16 protein-coding genes and 1 pseudogene are annotated in these 20,485 nt (G+C 68.6%); 5 read left to right on the top strand and 12 right to left on the bottom strand.

The features are described from left to right. From U9977_RS26830 to U9977_RS04450, 4 genes are all read right to left on the bottom strand, one after another. Positions 1-182: hypothetical protein (locus tag U9977_RS26830; protein ID WP_416210470.1), on the bottom strand; the 182-nt coding region annotated here is incomplete at its 3' end. A gap of 37 nt (positions 183-219) precedes the next feature. Continuing rightward, positions 220-2,988, bottom strand: coding sequence for a vitamin B12-dependent ribonucleotide reductase (locus U9977_RS04460; protein ID WP_322747877.1), 2,769 nt, complete (start codon positions 2,986-2,988; stop codon positions 220-222). 85 nt (positions 2,989-3,073) lie between these two features. Then, positions 3,074-3,523, bottom strand: coding sequence for a transcriptional regulator NrdR (gene nrdR, locus U9977_RS04455; RefSeq protein WP_322747876.1), 450 nt, complete (start codon positions 3,521-3,523; stop codon positions 3,074-3,076). Positions 3,524-3,632: 109 nt separating this feature from the next. Next, on the bottom strand, positions 3,633-3,887 hold the full coding sequence (locus U9977_RS04450) for a LysM peptidoglycan-binding domain-containing protein (protein ID WP_322747875.1): 255 nt from the start codon (positions 3,885-3,887) through the stop codon (positions 3,633-3,635). A gap of 317 nt (positions 3,888-4,204) precedes the next feature. Here U9977_RS04450 and lexA point away from each other — a divergent pair, with 317 nt between their 5' ends. The 4 genes from lexA to hflX are packed head-to-tail and all read left to right on the top strand — an operon-like array spanning position 4,205 to position 8,344. Then, the gene (gene lexA, locus U9977_RS04445) at positions 4,205-4,978 is read left to right on the top strand and encodes a transcriptional repressor LexA (RefSeq protein WP_322747874.1); all 774 of its coding nucleotides are present in this window, start codon (positions 4,205-4,207) and stop codon (positions 4,976-4,978) included. A gap of 2 nt (positions 4,979-4,980) precedes the next feature. Continuing rightward, the gene (miaA, locus tag U9977_RS04440; protein ID WP_322747873.1) at positions 4,981-5,910 is read left to right on the top strand and encodes a tRNA (adenosine(37)-N6)-dimethylallyltransferase MiaA; all 930 of its coding nucleotides are present in this window, start codon (positions 4,981-4,983) and stop codon (positions 5,908-5,910) included. Positions 5,911-5,959: 49 nt separating this feature from the next. Continuing rightward, positions 5,960-6,847, top strand: coding sequence for an EAL domain-containing protein (locus U9977_RS04435; RefSeq protein WP_322747872.1), 888 nt, complete (start codon positions 5,960-5,962; stop codon positions 6,845-6,847). 45 nt (positions 6,848-6,892) lie between these two features. Beyond that, a complete protein-coding gene (hflX, locus tag U9977_RS04430; protein WP_322747871.1) occupies positions 6,893-8,344 on the top strand; it encodes a GTPase HflX in 1,452 nt (483 codons plus the stop codon). Positions 8,345-8,371: 27 nt separating this feature from the next. Here the strand turns inward: hflX and U9977_RS04425 are convergent. The 7 genes and pseudogenes from U9977_RS04425 to U9977_RS04395 all read right to left on the bottom strand — a co-directional run. Then, positions 8,372-9,106 (bottom strand): annotated as a pseudogene (locus U9977_RS04425) (alpha/beta fold hydrolase); the annotation flags it as partial. Between the two features lie 2 nt (positions 9,107-9,108). Then, on the bottom strand, positions 9,109-9,861 hold the full coding sequence (locus U9977_RS04420) for a hypothetical protein (protein ID WP_322747870.1): 753 nt from the start codon (positions 9,859-9,861) through the stop codon (positions 9,109-9,111). Next, positions 9,858-11,339, bottom strand: a complete 1,482-nt coding sequence (miaB, locus tag U9977_RS04415; RefSeq protein WP_322747869.1) for a tRNA (N6-isopentenyl adenosine(37)-C2)-methylthiotransferase MiaB — start codon at positions 11,337-11,339, stop codon at positions 9,858-9,860. Before miaB ends, U9977_RS04420 begins: the two co-directional genes overlap by 4 nt. A 41-nt stretch (positions 11,340-11,380) precedes the next feature. Continuing rightward, positions 11,381-13,060 (bottom strand): ribonuclease Y, encoded by a 1,680-nt coding sequence (gene rny / locus U9977_RS04410; RefSeq protein ID WP_322747868.1) that lies wholly within the window; start codon positions 13,058-13,060, stop codon positions 11,381-11,383. Positions 13,061-13,328: 268 nt separating this feature from the next. Then, the gene (locus tag U9977_RS04405) at positions 13,329-13,835 is read right to left on the bottom strand and encodes a regulatory protein RecX (RefSeq protein WP_322747867.1); all 507 of its coding nucleotides are present in this window, start codon (positions 13,833-13,835) and stop codon (positions 13,329-13,331) included. A 23-nt stretch (positions 13,836-13,858) separates the two neighbouring features. Next, complete coding sequence (gene recA, locus U9977_RS04400) at positions 13,859-14,896, bottom strand: recombinase RecA (protein WP_322747866.1); 1,038 nt, start codon at positions 14,894-14,896, stop codon at positions 13,859-13,861. Between the two features lie 228 nt (positions 14,897-15,124). Further along, positions 15,125-15,319 carry a DUF3046 domain-containing protein gene (locus U9977_RS04395; protein WP_322747865.1) on the bottom strand — a complete coding sequence of 65 codons (195 nt, stop codon included), beginning with the start codon at positions 15,317-15,319 and terminating at the stop codon, positions 15,125-15,127. Between the two features lie 39 nt (positions 15,320-15,358). Here U9977_RS04395 and U9977_RS04390 point away from each other — a divergent pair, with 39 nt between their 5' ends. Next, positions 15,359-19,720 carry a DEAD/DEAH box helicase gene (locus tag U9977_RS04390; protein WP_322747864.1) on the top strand — a complete coding sequence of 1,454 codons (4,362 nt, stop codon included), beginning with the start codon at positions 15,359-15,361 and terminating at the stop codon, positions 19,718-19,720. A gap of 15 nt (positions 19,721-19,735) precedes the next feature. On the opposite strand, the gene pspM is transcribed toward U9977_RS04390, so the two are convergent. Beyond that, positions 19,736-20,479 carry a phage shock envelope stress response protein PspM gene (pspM, locus tag U9977_RS04385; RefSeq protein ID WP_322747863.1) on the bottom strand — a complete coding sequence of 248 codons (744 nt, stop codon included), beginning with the start codon at positions 20,477-20,479 and terminating at the stop codon, positions 19,736-19,738. Positions 20,480-20,485: the final 6 nt, after the last annotated feature.

Genomic DNA, 20,485 nt, shown 5'->3' with positions numbered 1-20,485 from the left:
AGGCGCGTGCCATGGGAGCCACGTGAGAACCTTTCCAGGACGGCCAGGTTGTCACGCCGCCGCACCTCGTCCCGCACGATGTCGAGGAGATAGGTCTGCAGTGACTGACCGCGTGCCAGGGCAATCGCGGCCAGACGGTCGCGGATCTCTTCCGGAACATCACGAATCTGCAGAGCCACCATACATGCAAGTATGCATGCAATCGGAGAGCGCAGCCTCCTAACTGCAGCCGCTGGTGGAGCCGCACTGCTCGCAGACGTAACAGCTACCCGCCGGGCGCATGGTCACCCCGCAGGTGAAGCACAGCGGCGCGTCGACCACGTTCTGCGCCGACAGCGACTCCCCCGATGGGATCTCCGCGGCCTCGACGATGCCGGACCCGCCATGCTGTCCGGTGAGCTGCTGTGTCCGTTCCTGGGCGCTCAACACGCCGAGCTCCACCCGGGTCTCCTCGGGTAGGTAGTCCAGCGCCAGGCGGCGGAAGAGGTAGTCCATCACAGACTGGGCTATTCGGACATCAGGGTCATCGGTCATGCCAGCCGGCTCGAAACGCATGTTGATGAATTTGCGGACGTAGGTCTCCAGCGGGACTCCGTACTGGAGCGCGATCGAAATCGCGATGGAAAACGCGTCCATCACGCCGGACAGGGTCGAGCCCTGCTTCGACATCTTGATGAAGACCTCACCAAGACCGTCATCGGGGTAGGACCCGGCGGTCATGTAGCCTTCTGCGCCGCCGACCGAGAAGGACACGGTCTGCGACGGCCGGATCTTCGGCAGGCGACGGCGGACGGGCCGGTACTCTTCCTGCGCTGTGCCGGCTGTGCCCGCGGCCGCGGAGTCGAGGCCCGCGGCGGCACCCGCGGACCTCCGCGCGCCACGCAGGTCGGACAGCGGCTGGCCGACCTTGCAGTTGTCGCGGTAGATGGCCAGCGCCTTCAGCCCAAGCCGCCAACCCTCCAGATAGATCCCCTTGACATCCTCGACGGTCGCAGCCGCCGGCATGTTGACGGTCTTCGAAATGGCTCCGGACAGGAATGGCTGGACTGCCGCCATCATCCGGATGTGTCCCATCGGGCTGATCGCCCGTTCGCCGATCGCGCAGTCGAAGACCTCGTAATGCTCATGACGCAGGCCCGGCGCGTCGATGACATGGCCGTGCTCGGCTACGTACTCGACGATCGCCTCAACCGTCTCGTCGGTGTAGCCAAGCGCCCGCAGTGCGGCGGGAACCGTCTGGTTGACGATCCGCATGCTGGATCCGCCCACCATCTTCTTCATCTTCACCAGTGCGAGGTCGGGTTCGATGCCGGTGGTGTCGCAGTCCATCGCCAACCCGATCGTGCCGGTCGGGGCGAGCAGACTGACCTGCGCATTGCGCCACCCGTGCTTCTCGCCCACGGCGTGCCCGCGGGCCCATTCGCTGGCGGCCAGGGCGAGTATCCGGGCATCGTCCGCTCCGACCGTGCGGACCGTGTCGGCCGCGGCCGCGTGCTTACGGATCACCCGGCGATGGGCGTGGGCGTTGGCCGCGAAACCGTCGTAGGCCCCGACCGTGCCGGCGAGCTGCGCGGAGCGTCGGTAGGCCACGGCCGTCATCAGCGCGGTGATCGCGGCCGCCATCGCCCGGCCTCCCTCGGAGTCGTACGCGCGTCCCGTCGCCATGAGAAGCGCGCCGAGGTTGGCGTAGCCGATCCCGAGCTGGCGGAACGTCCGGGTCACCCGGGTGATCTCCGGGGTCGGGAAGTCAGCGAAACAGATCGAGATGTCCATCGCGGTGATGACCAGCTCGATGGCGGCGATGAACGCCTCACCATCGAAGGTCAAATCGTCGCGCAGGAACCGCATCAGGTTCAGCGAGGCCAGGTTGCAACTGGAGTTGTCCAGGTGCACGTACTCACTGCACGGGTTGCTGGCACTGATCCGGCCGGAGTCCGGGCAGGTGTGCCAGTCATTGATCGTGTCGTCGTACTGGATCCCCGGATCCGCGCAGTCCCACGCGGCGTGCGCGATCGTATGGAACAGCGACCGCGCCGGGACGGTCTCGATGATCCGTCCGTCGATCCGGGCCCGCAGGTGGAAGTCGGTGTCGTCGACGACCGCCCGCATGAACTCGTCCGTCACCCGGACCGAGTTGTTGGCGTTCTGGTACTGCACCGAGACGATGTCGCGGCCGCCGAGATCCATGTCGAAGCCGGCATCCCGCAATGCCCGGATCTTGCTTTCCTCACGTGCCTTGCTCTCGACGAAGTCGACGATGTCTGGATGGTCGACGTCGAGCACAACCATCTTCGCGGCCCGTCGGGTCGCACCACCCGACTTGATCGTCCCAGCCGAGGCGTCGGCTCCGCGCATGAAACTCACCGGTCCGGACGCGGTGCCGCCCGAGGACAACAGTTCCTTGGACGAGCGGATGCGCGACAGGTTCAGCCCGGCACCCGACCCGCCCTTGAAAATCAGCCCCTCTTCCCGGTACCAGTTGAGAATCGACTCCATCGTGTCGTCGACCGCGAGGATGAAACAGGCTGAGACCTGTTGCGGCGCCGCGGTGCCCACGTTGAACCACACGGGACTGTTGAAGCTGAAGACCTGGTGCAGCAGCATCCACGCCAGTTCATGCTCGAAGACCTCGGCGTCGGCCTCCGAGGCGAAGTACCCGTTCTCCAACCCGGCCGCCGCGTAGGTGCGCACGACCCGGTCGATGAGCTGGCGCAGGGACCATTCGCGGGTGGCGCTGCCCAACGCACCACGGAAGTACTTGCTCGTGACGATGTTCGTGGCGTTCACCGACCAGAAGTCGGGGAACTCCACCCCGCGCTGCTCGAAGTTGACCGAACCGTCCCGCCAGTTGGTCATGACGACGTCCCGCAGCTCCCAGGTGACCTCGTCGTAGGGATGCACGCCGGGCGACGTGTGGACACGTCCGACCGTCAGGCCGCTGGTCTTACCAGCGGGCCGGCTCGACTTCGTGCCACGGGTCTCGGTCATGGCGCTCCTCGTCTGGCGGGTACGGCGTCTGGCGGGTACGGCGTCTGGCGGGTACGGCAGGGACGACAACTCGCCGACCCGTGAACTATCTGGCCTGCGCCCGAAGGCCCGCGATCGCGGTCTCGAAGTCCGCCAGGGACTCGAAGGCCAGATACACCGAGGCGAACCTCAGGTAGGCGACCTCGTCAAGAACTTGCAGTGGGCCGAGAATCGCCCGGCCGATCTCGTCCGAGGGAATCTCGGCCGCTCCCGACGCACGCAACCTGTCCTCGACCAGCTGAGCGAGCTGGGCCAGCGCATCGGCCTCGACCGGTCGGCCCTGACATGCCCGGCGCACACCCGCGACCACCTTCGCGCGGCTGAACGGCTCGGTCACACCGCTGCGCTTAATCACCCTCAGCGATGCCTCCTCGATCGTCGTGAACCGACGGCCGCAGGACGAACATGATCGCCTACGGCGGATCGCGGCACCTTCCTCAGCCTCGCGGCTGTCGACAACCCTGCTGTCCGGGTGTCGACAGAACGGGCATCGCACGGACGATCCCCCAAGATCTTGATGACTTACAACTCCACAACTACCACATGTTGTGGTTAACCATAGGGCTCACCACCATGAACTGGCAAACCGTCGGCGCGTCCGACGGTCACGGCAGGCGAAGCGCCTGCCCGGGAACAAGATCGATGGTGGCAAGCTGATTCATACCGGCCAGCCGCGCCACGATCACCCGAGTGTCACCCTCAGGAGCCAGCGCACGCGCTATGCCCCATAAGGTCTCTCCGGACCGGACCACGTGAACACGACTGGAACCCGCACCGCCGCGCGGTGCGGCCAACGATGTGACCCGCGCGAGGGACAAGATCAGACAGAAGGCAATCGCGACGAGCGCAACCAGGACCATCCGGCCTCGCCGGGTCAATCTCAGTGGAGGCAGCGCCGGCCGCTCCACCACGCACCCCTTCAACACGGCCCTTCACCCCTTGAGATCACGAACTACGAACAACCGTTCGATCGAACGTCTGATCGAGTTTGTACCTCATGACTCCGACAGAATCGCCACGACACGCTCGAACAGACGTTTGAAAAATCCGGTCGCTGCGGTTACGGTCGTACCGATGAGATGTCGGTCGTGGCCACCGGCTCCGGTTCCTGGCGAAAACACCAGGTCTACCGGGAGCGGAGTCTGTCACGACCGCAAAACGAAGGAGAACGGCAGGTATGACCACCGACCCCAACCGCACCCGACGTGGCCGGCCACCGCGCGGTACCGTGCGCGACCTGCCGGATGGGCCGGCGGACGCGTCGGGCCTGACCCCCCGCCAACGCAAGGTGTTGGAGGTGATCCGCAATGCCGTCGAGCGCCGCGGATATCCGCCCAGTGTCCGCGAGATCGGCGAAGCGGTCGGGCTCACCAGCACGAGCAGCGTCGCGCATCAGCTCAAGATGCTGGAGGAGAAGGGCTTCCTGCGCCGTGACCCCCACCGTCCGCGGGCCATGGAAGTGCTCTCAGCGGACGCGCCGGTACGGCCGACGGCACGCGACAGCCTTCACCTCGGGCCGCCACTGGCCCTGACGGCCGGCACCGGGGAGTCCACCGCCGCGCCGGAAGCCCGCCGTGAAGCGGCCTACGTGCCCGTCCTCGGTCGTATCGCGGCGGGTGGGCCGATCCTTGCCGAGCAGGCGGTGGAGGACATCTTCCCGCTTCCCCGTGAGATCGTCGGTGAGGGCACGCTGTTCATGCTGAGAGTTGTCGGAGACTCCATGGTCAATGCCGCGATCTGCGACGGGGACTGGGTGGTCGTCCGCCAGCAGCCGGTCGCGGACAACGGCGAGATAGTCGCCGCGATGATCGACGGCGAGGCAACGGTCAAGACGTTGCGTCACCGTGACGGCCACGCATGGCTCCAGCCGCAGAACCCGGCCTATGCCGAAATTCCGGGCGACGAAGCGTCGATCCTCGGTCGGATCGTCGCGGTACTACGCCGGGTCTGAACATGGATGGTTGTGCCGACCGGGACAGGGCCGACCGCAAGCAGGCCGGGCGAGTGGTGGCGGTCGTCGGTCCGACCGCGGCCGGCAAGAGCGAGCTCGCGATCGATCTCGCCGCCACCCTCGGCGGTGAGATCGTCAATGCCGACTCCATGCAGCTCTACCGCGGCATGGACATCGGCACAGCCAAAGTGCCGCCACGGGACCGCAAGGGCATCCCGCACCATCTGCTTGACGTCTGGGACGTCACCCACACCGCCGACGTGGCGTCGTACCAGGCAAGGGCACGAACAGTCATCGACAATCTTCTGCTTGCCGGTCGGACCCCGGTACTCGTCGGCGGCTCCGGGCTCTATATCAGGGCTGTCATCGACGACCTCAGGTTTCCCGGCACCGACCCGGCGGTGCGAGCACGCCTTGAACGGGAGCTGTCCGAACGTGGGGCTGCCGCGTTACACGCCGACCTGACCGCACGCGCGCCGCAGGCAGCTGCGGCCATACTGGTCGGCAACGGTCGTCGCATCGTGCGCGCGCTGGAAGTGGTGGAGCTTACCGGCGGCTTCACCGCCTCCCTACCGGAGCACCGCGCGGTCTATGACGTTGTTCAGATCGGTCTCGATCATCCCCAGCTCGACGCCCGGGTCGCTGACCGCGTGGCGGAGATGTGGGCTGCCGGCATGGTCGAGGAGGTCCGGACGCTCGCCGACATGGGGCTTCGGAGCGGATGCACCGCTTCGCGGGCGCTGGGTTACGCCCAGATTCTGGCCTGGCTGGATGGCACGATCGAATCAGACGAATCCGCCCGACTTGCAACAATTGCCGCGACGCGCCGATTCGTCCGCCGACAACGGTCGTGGTTTCGCCGCGATCCCCGCATAATTTGGCTGGACCGTCCTGACGTCGAGCAGGTGGCGGGCATGGTCCGCTCAGCCTGACGGGCGATGGGTACCGGCGACCCGTTCATCCCGGCGTCTGGAGACATCTGTGACCGCGCTCGAGCTGAACCTCGTCCCGGCCCTGTGTGCCGCGTTTGACGACGGGTCGTTGCAGCTGCATTACCAGCCCGAGGTGGACCTGCGCAACGGGTCGGTTCCGGCGATGGAGGCGTTTCTGCGCTGGCAGCATCCCGACCGTGGCCTGCTGAGCCCGGCGCAGTTCATGCCGGTCGCCGAAGCCGCAGGCCTGTCCGAACAGGTCGGCCGCTGGGTGCTTCGAACCGCCGTTGCGGAGGCGCGGACGTGGCACGAGATGGCATCGGGGACCGCCATCCGCCCGCCCCGGCTGTGGGTGAACGTCACCGCCGACCAGCTGACCCGGCCGGACTTCGCCGTCGAGGTGGCAGGCCTCGTGTCTGGCCGCGGGCTGCCACCGGGAGCCCTCGGGCTGGAGTTCACCGAACAGACTCTTGGGCTCGCGCACATCGGGGTACCCCGTCTGTTGACCCACCTACGTTCGTTCGGACCAGCGATCGGCGTCGACGGCTTCGGCACCTGGTATGCTTCAATGTCGACTCTTGACGTCCTGCCACTGGACATGGTGAAGATCGACGGTCGCTTCCTCCACGCAATGCAGCGGGATCTGGAAGGTGAAGCCGTACTGGCCTCGATCATCACGCTGGCTCACCGACGTCGGCTGGTGGTGACAGCGGAGGGCGTTGACAGCATGGTCATCGCGTCCAGGTTGGCCGCGATGAGCTGTGACCGCGGCGCCGGCCGGTTGTTCTGCCCGCCCGTTCCCACTGACGACGCCCGGATGATCGCGCTCGGCCGTGGCCGACCGGACCGCCGGCATGGGCGCTCGGGTCCCACCTCCCACGCCACCTCCCACCCCCCCGCCACCGTACCGATACGCACCCCGGCCGGCGCCGGCTGATCAGGGATCGACCGCCGGCATCCAACCGCGTCAGAGAAGGGCGATATGACGCTTCCCGCCATTGAGGACTCCATCCGCGACCACGTCCGCAACCACTTCTTCGACGCCACCGGTGAGGGACACGATCTCGCCGACCGGGCGGCCCTGCGCCGGGTACCGGGTCTGACAACCGAACTGGATGACGTCACCGAGGTCGAGTACCGCCAGCTCAGGCTGGAACGGGTCGTCCTCATCGGCGTGTGGACCGCCGGGACCGCAACGGACGTCGCGACCTCCATGACCGAGCTCGCGGCCCTTGCGAACACGGCCGGCTCGGTCATCCTGGACGCACTCGTCCAGCGACGCGACACCCCCGACGCGGCCACGTACGTCGGTTCCGGCAAGGCACGGGAACTGTGCGAGGTCGTTGCCGCCGTCGGCGCCGACACCGTTGTCTGCGACGGTGAACTGACTCCCGGCCAGCTGCGCCAGCTGGAGGACGTCGTCAAGGTCAAGGTCATCGACCGGACCGCGCTGATCCTGGACATTTTCGCCCAACACGCGACATCCCGGGAAGGCAAGGCGCAGGTCGAGCTTGCCCAGCTGCAGTACATGCTGCCGCGGCTGCGTGGCTGGGGTGAGTCGATGTCGCGGTCCGGCGGTGGGATCGGGACCCGGGGCCCTGGCGAAACGAAGATCGAAACTGACCGGCGACGGCTGCGCGCGCGCATGGCCAGGCTCCGCCGCGAGCTCGCCGACATGAAGACGATCCGGGCGACGAAACGGTCGTCGCGCCAACGCAGCGGGGTCCCCGCGGTCACGATCGCCGGCTACACCAACGCCGGCAAGTCCTCGCTGCTCAACCGCCTGACGGGCGCGGGCGTACTCGTCGAGGATGCGCTGTTCGCCACGCTGGACCCGACGGTGCGACGGGCCACGCTCCCCGACGGTCGGACCTTCACCCTCGCTGACACCGTCGGTTTCGTCCGCCACCTGCCGCACCAGATCGTCGAGGCGTTCCGCTCGACGCTGGAGGAGGTCGCGGACGCCGATCTCCTCCTGCACGTGGTCGACGGTTCGCATCCCGATCCGCTGTCGCAGATTTCGGCTGTCCGCATGGTGGTCAACGACGTCGACGCCGGGGACGTCCCCGAGCTGGTCGTGGTCAACAAGATCGATACCGCCGACCCGGAGGTCCTGGCCGGGCTGCGCCGAAGCATCCCGAACGCGGTATTCGTGTCCGCACGCACGGGCGAGGGCCTGTCCACCCTGGTGGAGGCGCTGACCGAACGTGTGCCCCACCCGGCGGTGGAGGTATGCGTGCTCGTACCGTTCGCCCGCGGGGATCTGGTGTCACGGGTCTACGCCGACGGCGAGGTCCTCGATCTGCGGCACACCGCGGACGGCACCGAGGTGCGGGCCCGGGTACCGGTCGGCCTCGCCGCTGCGCTCGCCGTGTTTCAGCCAGAAATCGATCAACACAGCCTCGGTAGCCCGGGGACTCTCGGCCGCAGGTGAGTGCGCGGCCCCAGGGATCACTTCGTAGCGGGCACCGAGGCGCGCCGCCATGTCCGCCTGCAAATGCGGCGGCCAGGCGTCATCGGCGATGCCGTGTGCGACCAGAACAGGCGTGTCGACCGCGCCGGTCGCGGCGGCGAGATCGCCGACCCGGTCAGGCTCGTCGAGGAGCTGTTCGCTCATGACCCGTAGCCCGACATCGCTGCTGGCGAAGAAGCGATGCTCGAGGAACTCCCGGCCGCCGGGCGGGTAGACGGCGGTGTCCGCAGCGCGCACCGCGGCCCACACCGCGTCGCGACCGCTGCGGTCGTAGACGACCCGCATGGCTCGCAGCGCGATCCGGCGGGCGCCGACGATGCCGGCGGGGCCGGAGCAGAGCAGCACCAGGCTCGCCGCGGACGAGGGCCGGCTGATGACCGCGGCGCGGGCGACGAGACCGCCGAAGGAATGGCCCAGCAGATGCACCGGCTGGCCGATGTCGTCAACCACCCGTCCGACATCCTCGGCAAGAGCCGTGACCGTGCAGTCCCGTTCCGGATCGGCGGCAGACGACTCGTACTGGCCGCGCTGATCGACCGCGATGACGTTGAACCCGGCCTGCGCCAGCCCTGTCATGATCATCAGATAGTCCTCTTTGCTCCCGGTGTAGCCGGGCAGCAGGACGACCGGTGGGTCCGCCGGGGAACCGGCTCGCAGCGCCGCGAGACCCGCACAGGTCAGGCGCCGCACCCCTGGTGGCAGTTCCGTCGGCGTCGAGAGCATGGCTAGCGACTCCCCCATTCCCAGAAGGCGACCACGTACCCCACACCGTAGGGTGCATCAACGTACTCAGCGCGAGACACACATGACCGTACGTGCGTGTTGCTCGATCCGGCAACCAGGCTCGCGCCGGCCAGCACCTGCCACGACGCACGCCCCGCCGCCATCAGCTCACGGGAGAGGTCGGGCTCGAGCCGCAGCAGCGCGGACGCGTCGGCGGCGGCCAACGCCGCCGCCACCGTTGCGTCATGGGCCGCGGCGCGCTCGTCGAATCCCCCGGGTGCAGCGGCCGTCCGCCTGGCGCTGCCGTCCGCCATCACCAACAACGCGACCCGGGCCGCCCAGCGGGCCAACGCGACGCCGATCTGCACGGCATCCCGCACGGCGGTCATCGCGCTCACACCGAAGCCGGCGACGTCCCCCCGCCACGACGTCTGTTCGAGCAGCCAGGCTCCGACCGTCAACGACAACGACAACGACGATGTCGGCTGGCCACCGCATTGCCGACCATGGTGGGTCGTCCGCCCCAGCGTAACCGATCGTGGTACCCCGAAACCGGCCAGCGATCCCGACTGACCGGCCGCGTAGGCTGCGGTCCGTGGGGCGTCGCCGACAACGACGAGGACGTCCGGGTTCCACCCGACCAGCCGGCGGATGGCCCGGATCGCCGCCTCTCGCACCGCCACGGGTTCGCCTCGCGCAACCTCGGGGATGAGCAACGGTGGATGCGGGCAAACCGCCGCCGCGACCAGCGTCACCGGCGGCGCGTAGGCATGCCGAGGTCGGTCGACCGGCGAGTCATCCCGGCGTCGCCGTCGTGACTCGGCGAGCGCTGTGCGGCCTGCCAGACGTCACCCGCCCTGGTCCGCCGGTGGGTCAACGGCGGCCCGTCCGCCACCAGATGGTGCGGTGCGGCTCTGGTGATCACAGTCTCCATCACGTCGCCAGGCCGTATCCCGGGATCGGAGCTGCCGGACGACGCTGGTGGCCGGAGATGGACAAGGCGACCGTCGCGGGCCCGGCCGGATCGTCGCCCGGTGGCGGCGTCCTTGCGTCCCTCGCCCTCGACAACCAGAACCTCCGCCCGCTCACCGACGATCATACGGTTGGCCTCCCAGGAGATCTCCTCCTGAACAGCCACCAGCCGGTCATAGCGCTCCGCCACGACCGCCGGTTCGACCTGCCCGTCCATGGTCGCCGCCGGGGTGCCCGCTCGCCTGGAATACTGGAACGTGAAAGCACTGGCGAACCGCGCCTCGCGGACCACATGCAGGGTGTCGGCAAAATCTGCCTCGGTCTCCCCGGGGAAGCCGACGATGATGTCGGTGGTGATCGCGGCGTGGGGCATCGCCGCCCGTACCCGCTCGACGATCCCGAGGAAACGCTCCTGGCGGTAGGAACGGCGCATCCGCCGCAGCACCGCGTCCGATCCCGACTGCAACGGCATGTGCAGCTGCGGACACACGGCCTCCGTCACCGCCATCGCCTCGATCACGTCATCGGTGAAGTCGCGCGGATGCGGCGAGGTGAACCGGACCCGCTCCAGGCCGTCGATCGTCCCGCAGGCGCGCAGCAAGGTCGCGAACGCCCCCGGGTCGCCCAGCGACCGGCCATAGGAGTTCACGTTCTGGCCGAGCAGAGTGATCTCCAGAACGCCTTCGGCGACCAGCGCCTCGACCTCGGCGAGAATGTCCCCGGGGCGACGGTCGGTCTCCGTGCCGCGCAGGCTCGGCACGATGCAGAAGGTGCAGGTGTTGTCGCAGCCGACGCTGATACTCACCCAGGCCGAATGGTGCGCTACCCGCTTGGCGGGAAGCGCGCTGGGGAAGACCTCCAACACCTCGGCGATCTCGACCTCGGCCACCGCATTGTGCCGGGCCCGCTCCAGCAGGACGGGCAGCCTGTGTAGATTGTTGGTACCGAACACGACGTCCACCCAGGGGGCACGTTCGGTGATCAGCGAGCGGTCCTTCTGTGCGAGGCAGCCACCGACTGCGATCTGCATGCCCGGGTGGCGCTGCTTGGCCGGGTACATCTGGCCGAGATTGCCGTAGAGGCGGTTGTCAGCGTTCTCCCGGACCGCGCATGTGTTGAAGACCACCAGATCGGGCGTGACCTCGGCTCCGGTCTCGACCGGTACGTAGCCGGCAGCTTCAAGCATGCCGGCGATGCGTTCGGAGTCGTGGACGTTCATCTGACAGCCGAACGTCCGGACCTGATAGCTGCGGGGACTCACCCAGCCAGCCTACGGTGCGCAAGCCGGACGCTCCCAGCCCGCTAACGGGCGACTTCAACGGCGCGGGTCTCCCGGACGACGGTGACCCGGATCTGACCGGGGTAGGTCAGTTCGTCCTCAATCTGCTTGGCGACGTCCCGAGCCAGCATATGGGTGGCAATATCATCGACCTGATCCGATACGACCATCACCCGGACCTCGCGGCCGGCCTGCATCGCGAACACCTTCTCGACACCCGGGCGCTCGCCGGCAATCTGCTCGATGCGCTCGAGCCGTTTGACGTAGGACTCCAGGCTCTCCCGACGAGCGCCCGGTCGCCCACCGGAGATCTGGTCGGCGGCCTGGGTCAGCACGGCCTCGATCGACCGTGGCTCAACCTCGTTGTGATGCGCTTCGACAGCATGAACGACCTCCTCATCCTCACCGTAGCGCCGGGCGATCTCGGCACCGATGAGGGCGTGGCTGCCCTCCACCTCGTGGGTCAGGGCCTTGCCAAGATCATGCAGCAATGTTCCCCTCTTGGCCAGGGCTGGGGGCAGCCGCAGCTCAGCCGCCATGATCCCCGCCAGATGGGCACACTCGACCAGGTGCGCGAGAACGTTCTGCCCATAGCTGGTCCGATAGCGCAGGCGTCCGAGCAGGGCGATCAGCTCGGGGTGCATCTCCGCGATCCCGGTCTGCATGAGCGCGTCCTCACCGGCTCGGATACAGCGTGCCTCGACCTCACGCCGGGCTCTGTCGTACTCCTCCTCGATCCGGTGTGGGTGGATGCGCCCGTCTGAGACCAGCGCCTCCAAGGTGATCTTTCCAACCTCGCGGCGCACCGGGTCGAAGCAGCTGAGCAGGACCGCCTCCGGCGTGTCATCGATGATGACATTCACCCCGGTGACCGCCTCGAACGAGCGGATGTTGCGCCCCTCGCGGCCGATGATGCGGCCCTTCATCTCGTCGTTGGGCAGGTGCAGCACGGAAACAACCGACTCGGTGGTCGCCTCCGATGCGACGCGCTGAATAGCCAACGTCACGATCTTCCGAGCCCTGTCCTCGCCCTGCTCCCGTGCTTGTGCCTCGATGTCACGGATAAGCACGGCGGCATCTCGGCGGGCATCGGCCTCGACCACCTTGACAAGCTCGGCACGCGCCTGGGCAGCGGTGAGCCGGGCGACGGTCTCCAGCGTCTGGCGCCGTTCCTCCTCCAAGTCGACAAGTTCGGCCCGACGCCTGGCAACCTCGACCTCCCGAGCCGCGAGATCATGGTCTCGGGTCTCAAGCTGGCGTGCCTGTTCGTCAATCGCGGCCGTGCGAACCTCCAAGCGCTGTTCACGCTGGACGAGCCGGGCGTCCTGTGCGTGGAGCTCAGATCGCAGTTGCCGCACCTCCGCCTCGGCCTGCACCCGGAATGTCTCGGCCGACTTACGACCCAGTTCATGCGCCTGCGCCTCCGCAAGGGACGCTCGCAGCGCGGATTCGGACTCTGCCCTTTCCTGCACCGCCCGGGCGGTTTCCTCGGCTCGGCGGATAAGTTCGGCGGCCTCCAGTTCCGCCTGCTCGCGACGTTCAGCGGCCTGTTGGGTGTCGACAGGCTCGGTCGGCTGCTCGTCATCCGTGCCAGGCCGGGGCGCCGCCAACGCACCCGCGCCCAGCACACGCAGGAGCAGCACGGCTATGACCACCAAACCCATGAGCAGACAGGCCCCAAGCACAGCAAGGAGAACACCCATCGGTCCTCCTCCCGCTACCGGCCTTGGCCCGCAAGTAGCGGGCCGGAGCGGCGAAGGACCCACGAAACGGGCCGTTCCGGAACGTCAACCCGTGTCGCTACTGACAGGCGGGTTGAGCCCAAGCGGGCACGACAGCGCCCGCAGGCGCCACGATCCGGGTCAACCACTCTCATGTGAACGTGTTTCACGCTATCGGAACCGCGTCACCGCGGGAGCCCTCTCACCTTCGGTGAGCGTAGGTCTGCGCCTGTCGAACGGTCAAGAAATGCTAGTCCGCCGCACCACCCTCCAGTTCCTCCGTGACCACTCGCATCACAAGATCAGAAGGATAGCCGCGACGATCGAGCAACGCGGCCAGACGTCGGGCACGCACCTGCGCCGGCACATCGTCCATCGTGGCCAGCCTGCGTCGTACCAACGTTCGTGCGGTGGCCTCCTCGTCCTGGCCGTCCACGGCCTGCAGAGCCACCGAGGAGATCTCCGGGTCCACCCCCCGGCGCCGCAGTTCGTGGGCAAGACCGCGTCGACCGAGACCACGGTTCACGCGGGCGGAGGACACCAACGCGGCGGCGAACGCCTTGTCGTCCACCAGACCCACCGCGACCAGACGGTTCAGCACAATCTCCGCCGTTTCTGGATCAACTCCGCGGCGATCCAGCGTGGCGGCTAGTTCCGCGCGGCTTCGTGGGCGGGCTTCAAGCTGGCGCAGGCATATCTCCCGTGCCCGCTCCACCGGGTCCGTGCCCTCTTCTCGGCTACGATCCGACACCGGCATCACCGATCAACGCCTTCCGCCAGTCAGAGATCAACCGCTGGTGGGGATGGCTGATCGGCGTCGATCGACGGCACCAGGCCGAGAGTTTCCTTGATCCTCTTCTCGATCTCGTTGGCGATGTCGGGGTTGTCACGCATGAAGGATCGAGCGTTCTCCTTACCCTGACCCAACTGATCGCCGTCGTAGGTGTACCAGGCTCCGGACTTGCGGATGATCCCGTGCTCGACCCCCATGTCGATCAGGGAACCCTCACGGCTTATGCCAGCGCCATAAACGATGTCGAACTCCGCCGTCCGGAACGGAGGCGCCATCTTGTTCTTCACGACTTTCACCCGAGTGCGGTTACCCACGGCATCCGCACCGTCCTTCAGAGTCTCGATACGACGGACATCCAGCCGTACTGAGGCATAGAATTTCAGCGCCTTACCACCCGTGGTCGTCTCGGGCGAACCGAACATGACGCCGACCTTCTCGCGGAGCTGGTTGATGAAGACGGCGGTGGTGCCCGTGTTCGAAAGAGCACCGGTCAGCTTGCGCAGCGCCTGGGACATCAGCCTGGCCTGGAGGCCGACATGACTGTCGCCCATCTCACCTTCGATCTCGGCCCTGGGCACGAGAGCGGCCACCGAGTCGATGACGATGATGTCGATCGCCCCGGATCGGATGAGCATGTCCGCAATCTCCAGCGCCTGCTCACCGGTGTCGGGCTGGGAGACCAGCAGCGCATCGGTGTCGACCCCGAGCTTGCCCGCGTAGTCAGGGTCGAGTGCGTGCTCGGCGTCGATGAAGGCGGCGATCCCGCCGGCCGCCTGGGCGTTGGCGACCGCGTGGAGGGCAACCGTCGTCTTACCGGACGCTTCCGGGCCGTAGATCTCCACTACCCGCCCTCGTGGCAGCCCGCCGATGCCGAGTGCCACATCCAACGCGATGGAACCGGTCGGGATGACCTGGACCGGTGGGCGGGTTTCGTCGCCGAGCCGCATAACCGAGCCCTTGCCGAACTGCTTGTCGATCTGTGCGAGGGCGTTCTCCAACGCCTTCTCACGGTCGAGTCCTGCCATGGGAGTCACTCCAGGCTGAGGTCGTCGAGTCTTGGCCACGTTGGTGACGGTAGGGGGCAGGTCCGACAGTTTCGAGCGCCGGGCCGGACCTGTGGACAACCGACCAGTCGAGGATGAAACGATCATGTCCGTCCTCCCATCACCGGCGACCGCAGCAGACCTGGGCGCTCGCCATCCACAGTAGACGAACATTCGTTCGACCACGCGGGCGACACGCCGCAAATCCGGTCAACGGTCGCGCGCGGGTACCTCGAAGTCGTCACACACAGCCCGCCAGACATCCTTGACATCGTCGCCGCGGGCCAGGGCGTCGGACACCGTCACCCCGCCGAGCCGGGCCACCACATGGTCACGGGCGACCGATTCCGCGTACCCGGAACCGAACTGCTTGTTCATCCGCGCCCAGAACTCGGTCAGTCGCACGCTCCCCAGTGTGTCGGACCGGCGAGGCAGACTCGGAACATGTCCACCCGATCCCCCCTCGCGCGGTTCTGCGAGCCCACCCGGGCCTGGTTCGCCGCCGTGTTCCCGGCGCCCACGCCCGCGCAGGTGGGTGCCTGGCAGGCGATCGGTGACGCAGCCAACGTCCTGGTCGTCGCGCCGACCGGGTCGGGCAAGACGCTCGCGGCGTTTCTGTGGTCGTTGGACCGGCTCGTCCGCGCCGGTCCGAGCACCGGTCCGAGCGCCGAACCGGCCCGACGGTGCCGCGTGCTGTACGTGAGCCCGCTCAAGGCGCTGGCCGTGGACATCGAGCGCAATCTGCGCGCCCCGCTCGCCGGCATCCGGGCGGCCGCGGCACGCCTGGGCCTGCCCGAGCCCGACGTACGGGTCGGTATCCGGTCAGGCGACACGCCGGCCGGCGAACGGCGGGCCCTTGGCCGGCTACCACCGGATGTGCTCATCACCACGCCCGAGTCGTTGTTTCTGATCCTGACCAGCCAGGCCCGCGAGTCGCTGCGCGCGGTGGAAACAGTGATCGTGGACGAGGTGCACGCCGTGGCCGGCACCAAACGCGGCGCGCACCTCGCGCTCAGCCTGGAACGCCTCGACGCGCTGTTGGAACGCCCCGCCCAGCGGGTGGGCCTGTCGGCGACCGTTCGCCCGATCGAGGAGGTCGCGCGCCTGCTCGGCGGGGCTGGCCAGGTCACGGTCGTATGCCCACCGGCCGACAAGACGCTGCAGATCGACGTGGTCGTACCGGTGGCGGACATGACCAGCCTTGCGGACAGTCCCGCCGCCGTGGAGGAACGCATCCTCGATCTTGTACTCGCGCACCGCTCGACGATCGTCTTCGCCAATTCGCGGCGCCTCGCCGAACGACTGTGCGCCCACCTGAACGAGGCGTACACCGCGCGCACGCACACCGATCAGCCGCTGGCCCGGGCCCATCACGGCAGCGTCAGCCGGGAACAACGGGCGCTCATCGAGGACGATCTGAAGGCCGGCCGGCTGGCCGCGGTGGTGGCCACCTCCAGTCTGGAGCTCGGCATCGACATGGGAGCGGTGGACCTCGTCATCCAGGTCGAGTCGCCACCCAGCGTCGCCGCGGGCATGCAGCGGGTTGGGCGCGGCGGGCACCAGGTCGGAGCCGTCAGCCGCGGGGTGATTGTGCCCCGGCACCGTGGCGACCTCCCGGAGTGCGCCGTCGTGGCCGAACGGATGCGCGACGGTGCGATCGAGGAGCTGCGCTACCGACGCAACCCACTCGACGTCCTGGCCCAGCAGATCGTGGCGATGGTCGCCATGGAACCGTGGTCGGTCGACGACCTGGCCGCGTTGGTCCGGCGCGCCGCGCCGTTCGCGACCCTGCCACCGGCGATGTTGGATGCCGTCCTGGACATGCTCGCCGGTCGATACCCCTCCGACGACTTCGCCGAACTGCGCCCGCGGGTCGTCTGGGACCGCGCCACCGGCACGCTCACCGGCCGGCCCGGTTCCGGTCGTCTCGCGGTCACCAGCGGAGGCACCATCCCCGACCGGGGTCTGTTCGGTGTCTTCCTCGTCGGCGAGAAGGCAAGCCGGGTGGGCGAGCTGGACGAGGAGATGGTCTACGAGTCGCGGGTCGGTGACGTCGTCCTGCTCGGCTCGTCCAGTTGGCGCATCGAGGAGATCACCCCTGATCGGGTGCTGGTGACCCCGGCGCCGGGACAGCCGGGGCGGCTGCCGTTCTGGCACGGCGACACACCCGGGCGGCCGGCCGAGCTGGGTCGCGCGCTCGGCGCGTTCACCCGGGAACTCGCCCGTCTCGGGCCCGCAGGTGCGCGCCAACGCATCCAGGCGGCGGGTCTCGACGAGTGGGCCACCGACAACCTGCTCGCCTACCTCGTCGAGCAGCAGGAGGCAACCGGTCACCTGCCGGACGACCGGACGATCGTCGTCGAACGCTTTCGCGACGAGCTAGGTGACTGGCGGCTGGCGGTTCACGCTCCGTTCGGCGCCCTGGTGAACGCGCCGTGGGCGCTGGCCATCGGGGCACGCCTACGCGACCGTTACGGCACCGAAGTACAGATCATGCACTCCGACGACGGCATCGTGGCGCGGGTACCCGACGCCGACATCGCTCCCACCGCCGACGTCGTCGTGTTCGACCCGGACGAGATCGACGCGGTGGTCCGCACGGAGGTCAGCACGAGCGCGCTGTTCGCGAGTCGGTTCCGCGAGTGTGCCGCCCGGGCGCTGCTGCTGCCCCGACGTACCCCTGGCCGGCGAACGCCACTGTGGCAGCAGCGCCAGCGCAGCGCCCATCTGCTGGCGGTGACGGCACGCTTCGACAACTTCCCGATCGTGCTGGAGACCATGCGGGAATGCCTGCAGGACGTCTTCGACGTCCCCGCGCTGACGGGGCTGATGCGTGACGTGGCGTCACGAACCATGCGTGTGGTGGAGGTCGAGACCGCCACGCCGTCGCCCTTCGCCCGTTCGATGCTGTTCGGCTATGTCGCCGCGTTCATGTACGCCGGTGACACGCCACTGGCCGAACGCCGGGCCCAGGTACTGGCGTTGGACAGTTCCCTGCTCGCGCAGCTGCTCGGTCAGGCGGATCTGCGCGAACTGATCGACACGGCTGTGCTGGCACAGCTCGAGGCCGAGCTCCAACAGCTGGCGCCCGACCGCCGTGCGCACGACGTCGAGGGCACAGCCGATCTGCTGCGGGTGGTCGGCGACCTCACCACCGCCGAGGCACTGGCTCGGGGAGCGACCACGGCCTGGCTCGCCGAACTTGCCGACACACACCGCGCGCTGCGGGTGCGCATCGCTGGTACGCAACGTTGGGTGGCGATCGAGGACGCCGGGCGACTGCGCGACGCCCTCGGCGTACCGGTTCCCCTCGGTGTTCCCGGGACCTTCACCGCGACCGTCGTCGATCCCCTGGGGGACCTGCTGTCGCGATATGCCCGCACGCACGGGCCGTTCGACACCGAAGCGGTGGCGCACCGGTTCGGTCTGGGCGTCGGGGTGGTCAGCGCCGGTCTGGAACGGATGGTCGGCACCGGCCGGCTCGTGCGCGGCGAGCTCCGCCCGGGCGGCACCGGCGAACAGTGGTGTGACGAAGGCGTCCTACGGGCACTTCGCCGGCGCAGCCTCGCGGCGTCGCGGCGTGCTGTCGAGCCGGTACCCGTCCAGGTGTTCGCCCGGTTTCTGCCAGGCTGGCAGGGGGTCTCTCCCGGGGGCGGCGGTACGGGCTCGCACGGCATCGACGCGGTGGCCCGGACCGTCGAACAACTTCAGGGTGCGCTTGTCCCGGCCAGCGCCTGGGAACAGTTCGTCCTGCCGAGCCGGGTGTCGGGCTACAGCCCGGCACTGCTTGATGAGCTGTGCGTGTCTGGCGAGGTACTGTGGGCAGGGGCCGGCGGCCTGCCCGGCAACGACGGCTGGGTGACCCTGGTGCCAGCGGACGCCGCGGCCCTGCTGCTGCCCCCGGCGGTACCGGACGCCGCCAGCACCCCGCTGCACGGCGCGGTGCTGGCGGCCCTCGACGGACAGGCTGCGCTGTTCTTCCGGACCTTGTCCGACCGGGTCACCAGTCTCGACGACACCGCGCTCGCAAGCGCCCTGTGGGACCTGGTGTGGGCGGGCCTGGTCACCAACGACACCTTCGCCCCATTGCGAGCCGCGCTGAGCGGTGGGCGCGGTACCCACCGGAGCAACCAGCGCATCCCGCGTCCGGCCATGCCGCGCCGCGGCGGCCCACCGACGGTCGCCGGCCGCTGGTCCCTGCTGCCCGAACGTGATCCGGATCCGACGCTGCGAGCCCACGCACAGGCCGAAGCGATGCTCGAACGGTATGGGATCGTCACCCGCGGTGCGGTCGGCGCCGAACGGATCCCAGGCGGCTTCGCCGGGATGTACCGCGTCCTGTCGGCATTCGAAGATTCCGGCCGATGCCGGCGCGGCTACTTCGTGGAGTCCCTCGGGGCGGCTCAGTTCGCCGTCACCGGCGCGGTCGACCGGCTGCGGGCCACCACGCCACCGTCGGGTGCGGTCGTGCTGGCCGCGGCCGATCCCGCCAACCCCTACGGCGCGGCATTGCCATGGCCCGCACCGGCCGGCGGTGGGCACCGACCAGGGCGCACGCCCGGCGCGCTGGTCGTCCTGGTCGACGGCGAGTTAATCATGTATGTCGAACGCGGTGGCAGGACCGTGTTGACCTGGACGGACGAGTTCACGGTCCTGGCACCGGCGGCGGACGCCCTCGTGGACACCGTCCGCAGGGCCGGCGGCCAGCTGCGGCTTGCTCATGACCTGCTCGGCGGCGAACTCGGCCGTGCGCTGGAACGCGCGGGCTTCCAGCACACTCCGGGCGGCCTGCGGCTGCGCGCCTGAGGTCAGCCCCTGAGATCAGCGCCTGAGGTCACGCAAGCCCTCGGCAAAGGCCCGCAGGGTGGCCGTCTGGCGGTCAAGACCGTCGAGCTGCCCCGGCGTCAACGGCGTTGAGACGGTCGAGACCGTTGAGGCGAGCAGGTCGGTGGCGGCGGCCAGCATGGCGTCCAACGCCTGCACCGCGGCGTTCATCGCGCTCACCAGGTCCGAGACCGTCGAAATGATCTCGGCACGGCGGCTGGCGTCGGCAACCGCCCGAGCCGCCGACTCGCAGGCCAGGACGTGCTGGGCCCGATTCCGCAGGCTGTCCACCACCTCCGCGGCCGATGCCATCGCCGCGCGGACCGCCTCGGCGGCCGGTCCCGGCGGCGACGCCCGCATGATCGCCGCAAGCGCGGCAATTGCCGCCTCACCGCGCTGCAACGGGTCCGCCGCGGCCGACCCGTACAGGCGTACCCGCGACGGTAGGGGTGCGCTCGGCAGCGGCAGGACCACGGGCGACAACGACGCGGCACCCTGTGCCTGGTGCCAGGCCAGGCCTGCCCGGGCCAACGCGCCGGCCGCCACGACCAGCCACCCCCAGCTGCCCTCCACCGCCGCGATCGCCGGGGCGAGGACGGCCACCCCGATCCACAGCCGGGTGGACCGCTCGGCCCGCCGCCGGCGGCGAGCGTGCCCCCGGACGAGCCGCCGCTCACCGCGTACCAGGCTCCGGCGTTCAACGTCGGCGCGCAGCCACTCCGGTAGGTAATTCACCAGCATCGGGTC

Source organism: Protofrankia sp. Cas8 (assembly GCF_963555845.1).
GTDB lineage: Bacteria > Actinomycetota > Actinomycetes > Frankiales > Frankiaceae > Protofrankia.
Note: the sequence above shows the minus strand (reverse complement) of the source record. Positions and strands in the feature narration are given on the sequence as shown.

Coding starts and splice junctions, on each gene's coding strand:
- U9977_RS04460 (WP_322747877.1), bottom strand. CDS start 2,988: ATGACCGAGACCCGTGGCACGAAGTCGAGCCGGCCCGCTGGTAAGACC.
- U9977_RS04450 (WP_322747875.1), bottom strand. CDS start 3,887: ATGGTCCTGGTTGCGCTCGTCGCGATTGCCTTCTGTCTGATCTTGTCC.
- lexA (WP_322747874.1), top strand. CDS start 4,205: ATGACCACCGACCCCAACCGCACCCGACGTGGCCGGCCACCGCGCGGT.
- miaA (WP_322747873.1), top strand. CDS start 4,981: ATGGATGGTTGTGCCGACCGGGACAGGGCCGACCGCAAGCAGGCCGGG.
- hflX (WP_322747871.1), top strand. CDS start 6,893: ATGACGCTTCCCGCCATTGAGGACTCCATCCGCGACCACGTCCGCAAC.
- rny (WP_322747868.1), bottom strand. CDS start 13,060: ATGGGTGTTCTCCTTGCTGTGCTTGGGGCCTGTCTGCTCATGGGTTTG.
- U9977_RS04405 (WP_322747867.1), bottom strand. CDS start 13,835: ATGCCGGTGTCGGATCGTAGCCGAGAAGAGGGCACGGACCCGGTGGAG.
- recA (WP_322747866.1), bottom strand. CDS start 14,896: ATGGCAGGACTCGACCGTGAGAAGGCGTTGGAGAACGCCCTCGCACAG.
- U9977_RS04390 (WP_322747864.1), top strand. CDS start 15,359: ATGTCCACCCGATCCCCCCTCGCGCGGTTCTGCGAGCCCACCCGGGCC.
- pspM (WP_322747863.1), bottom strand. CDS start 20,479: ATGCTGGTGAATTACCTACCGGAGTGGCTGCGCGCCGACGTTGAACGC.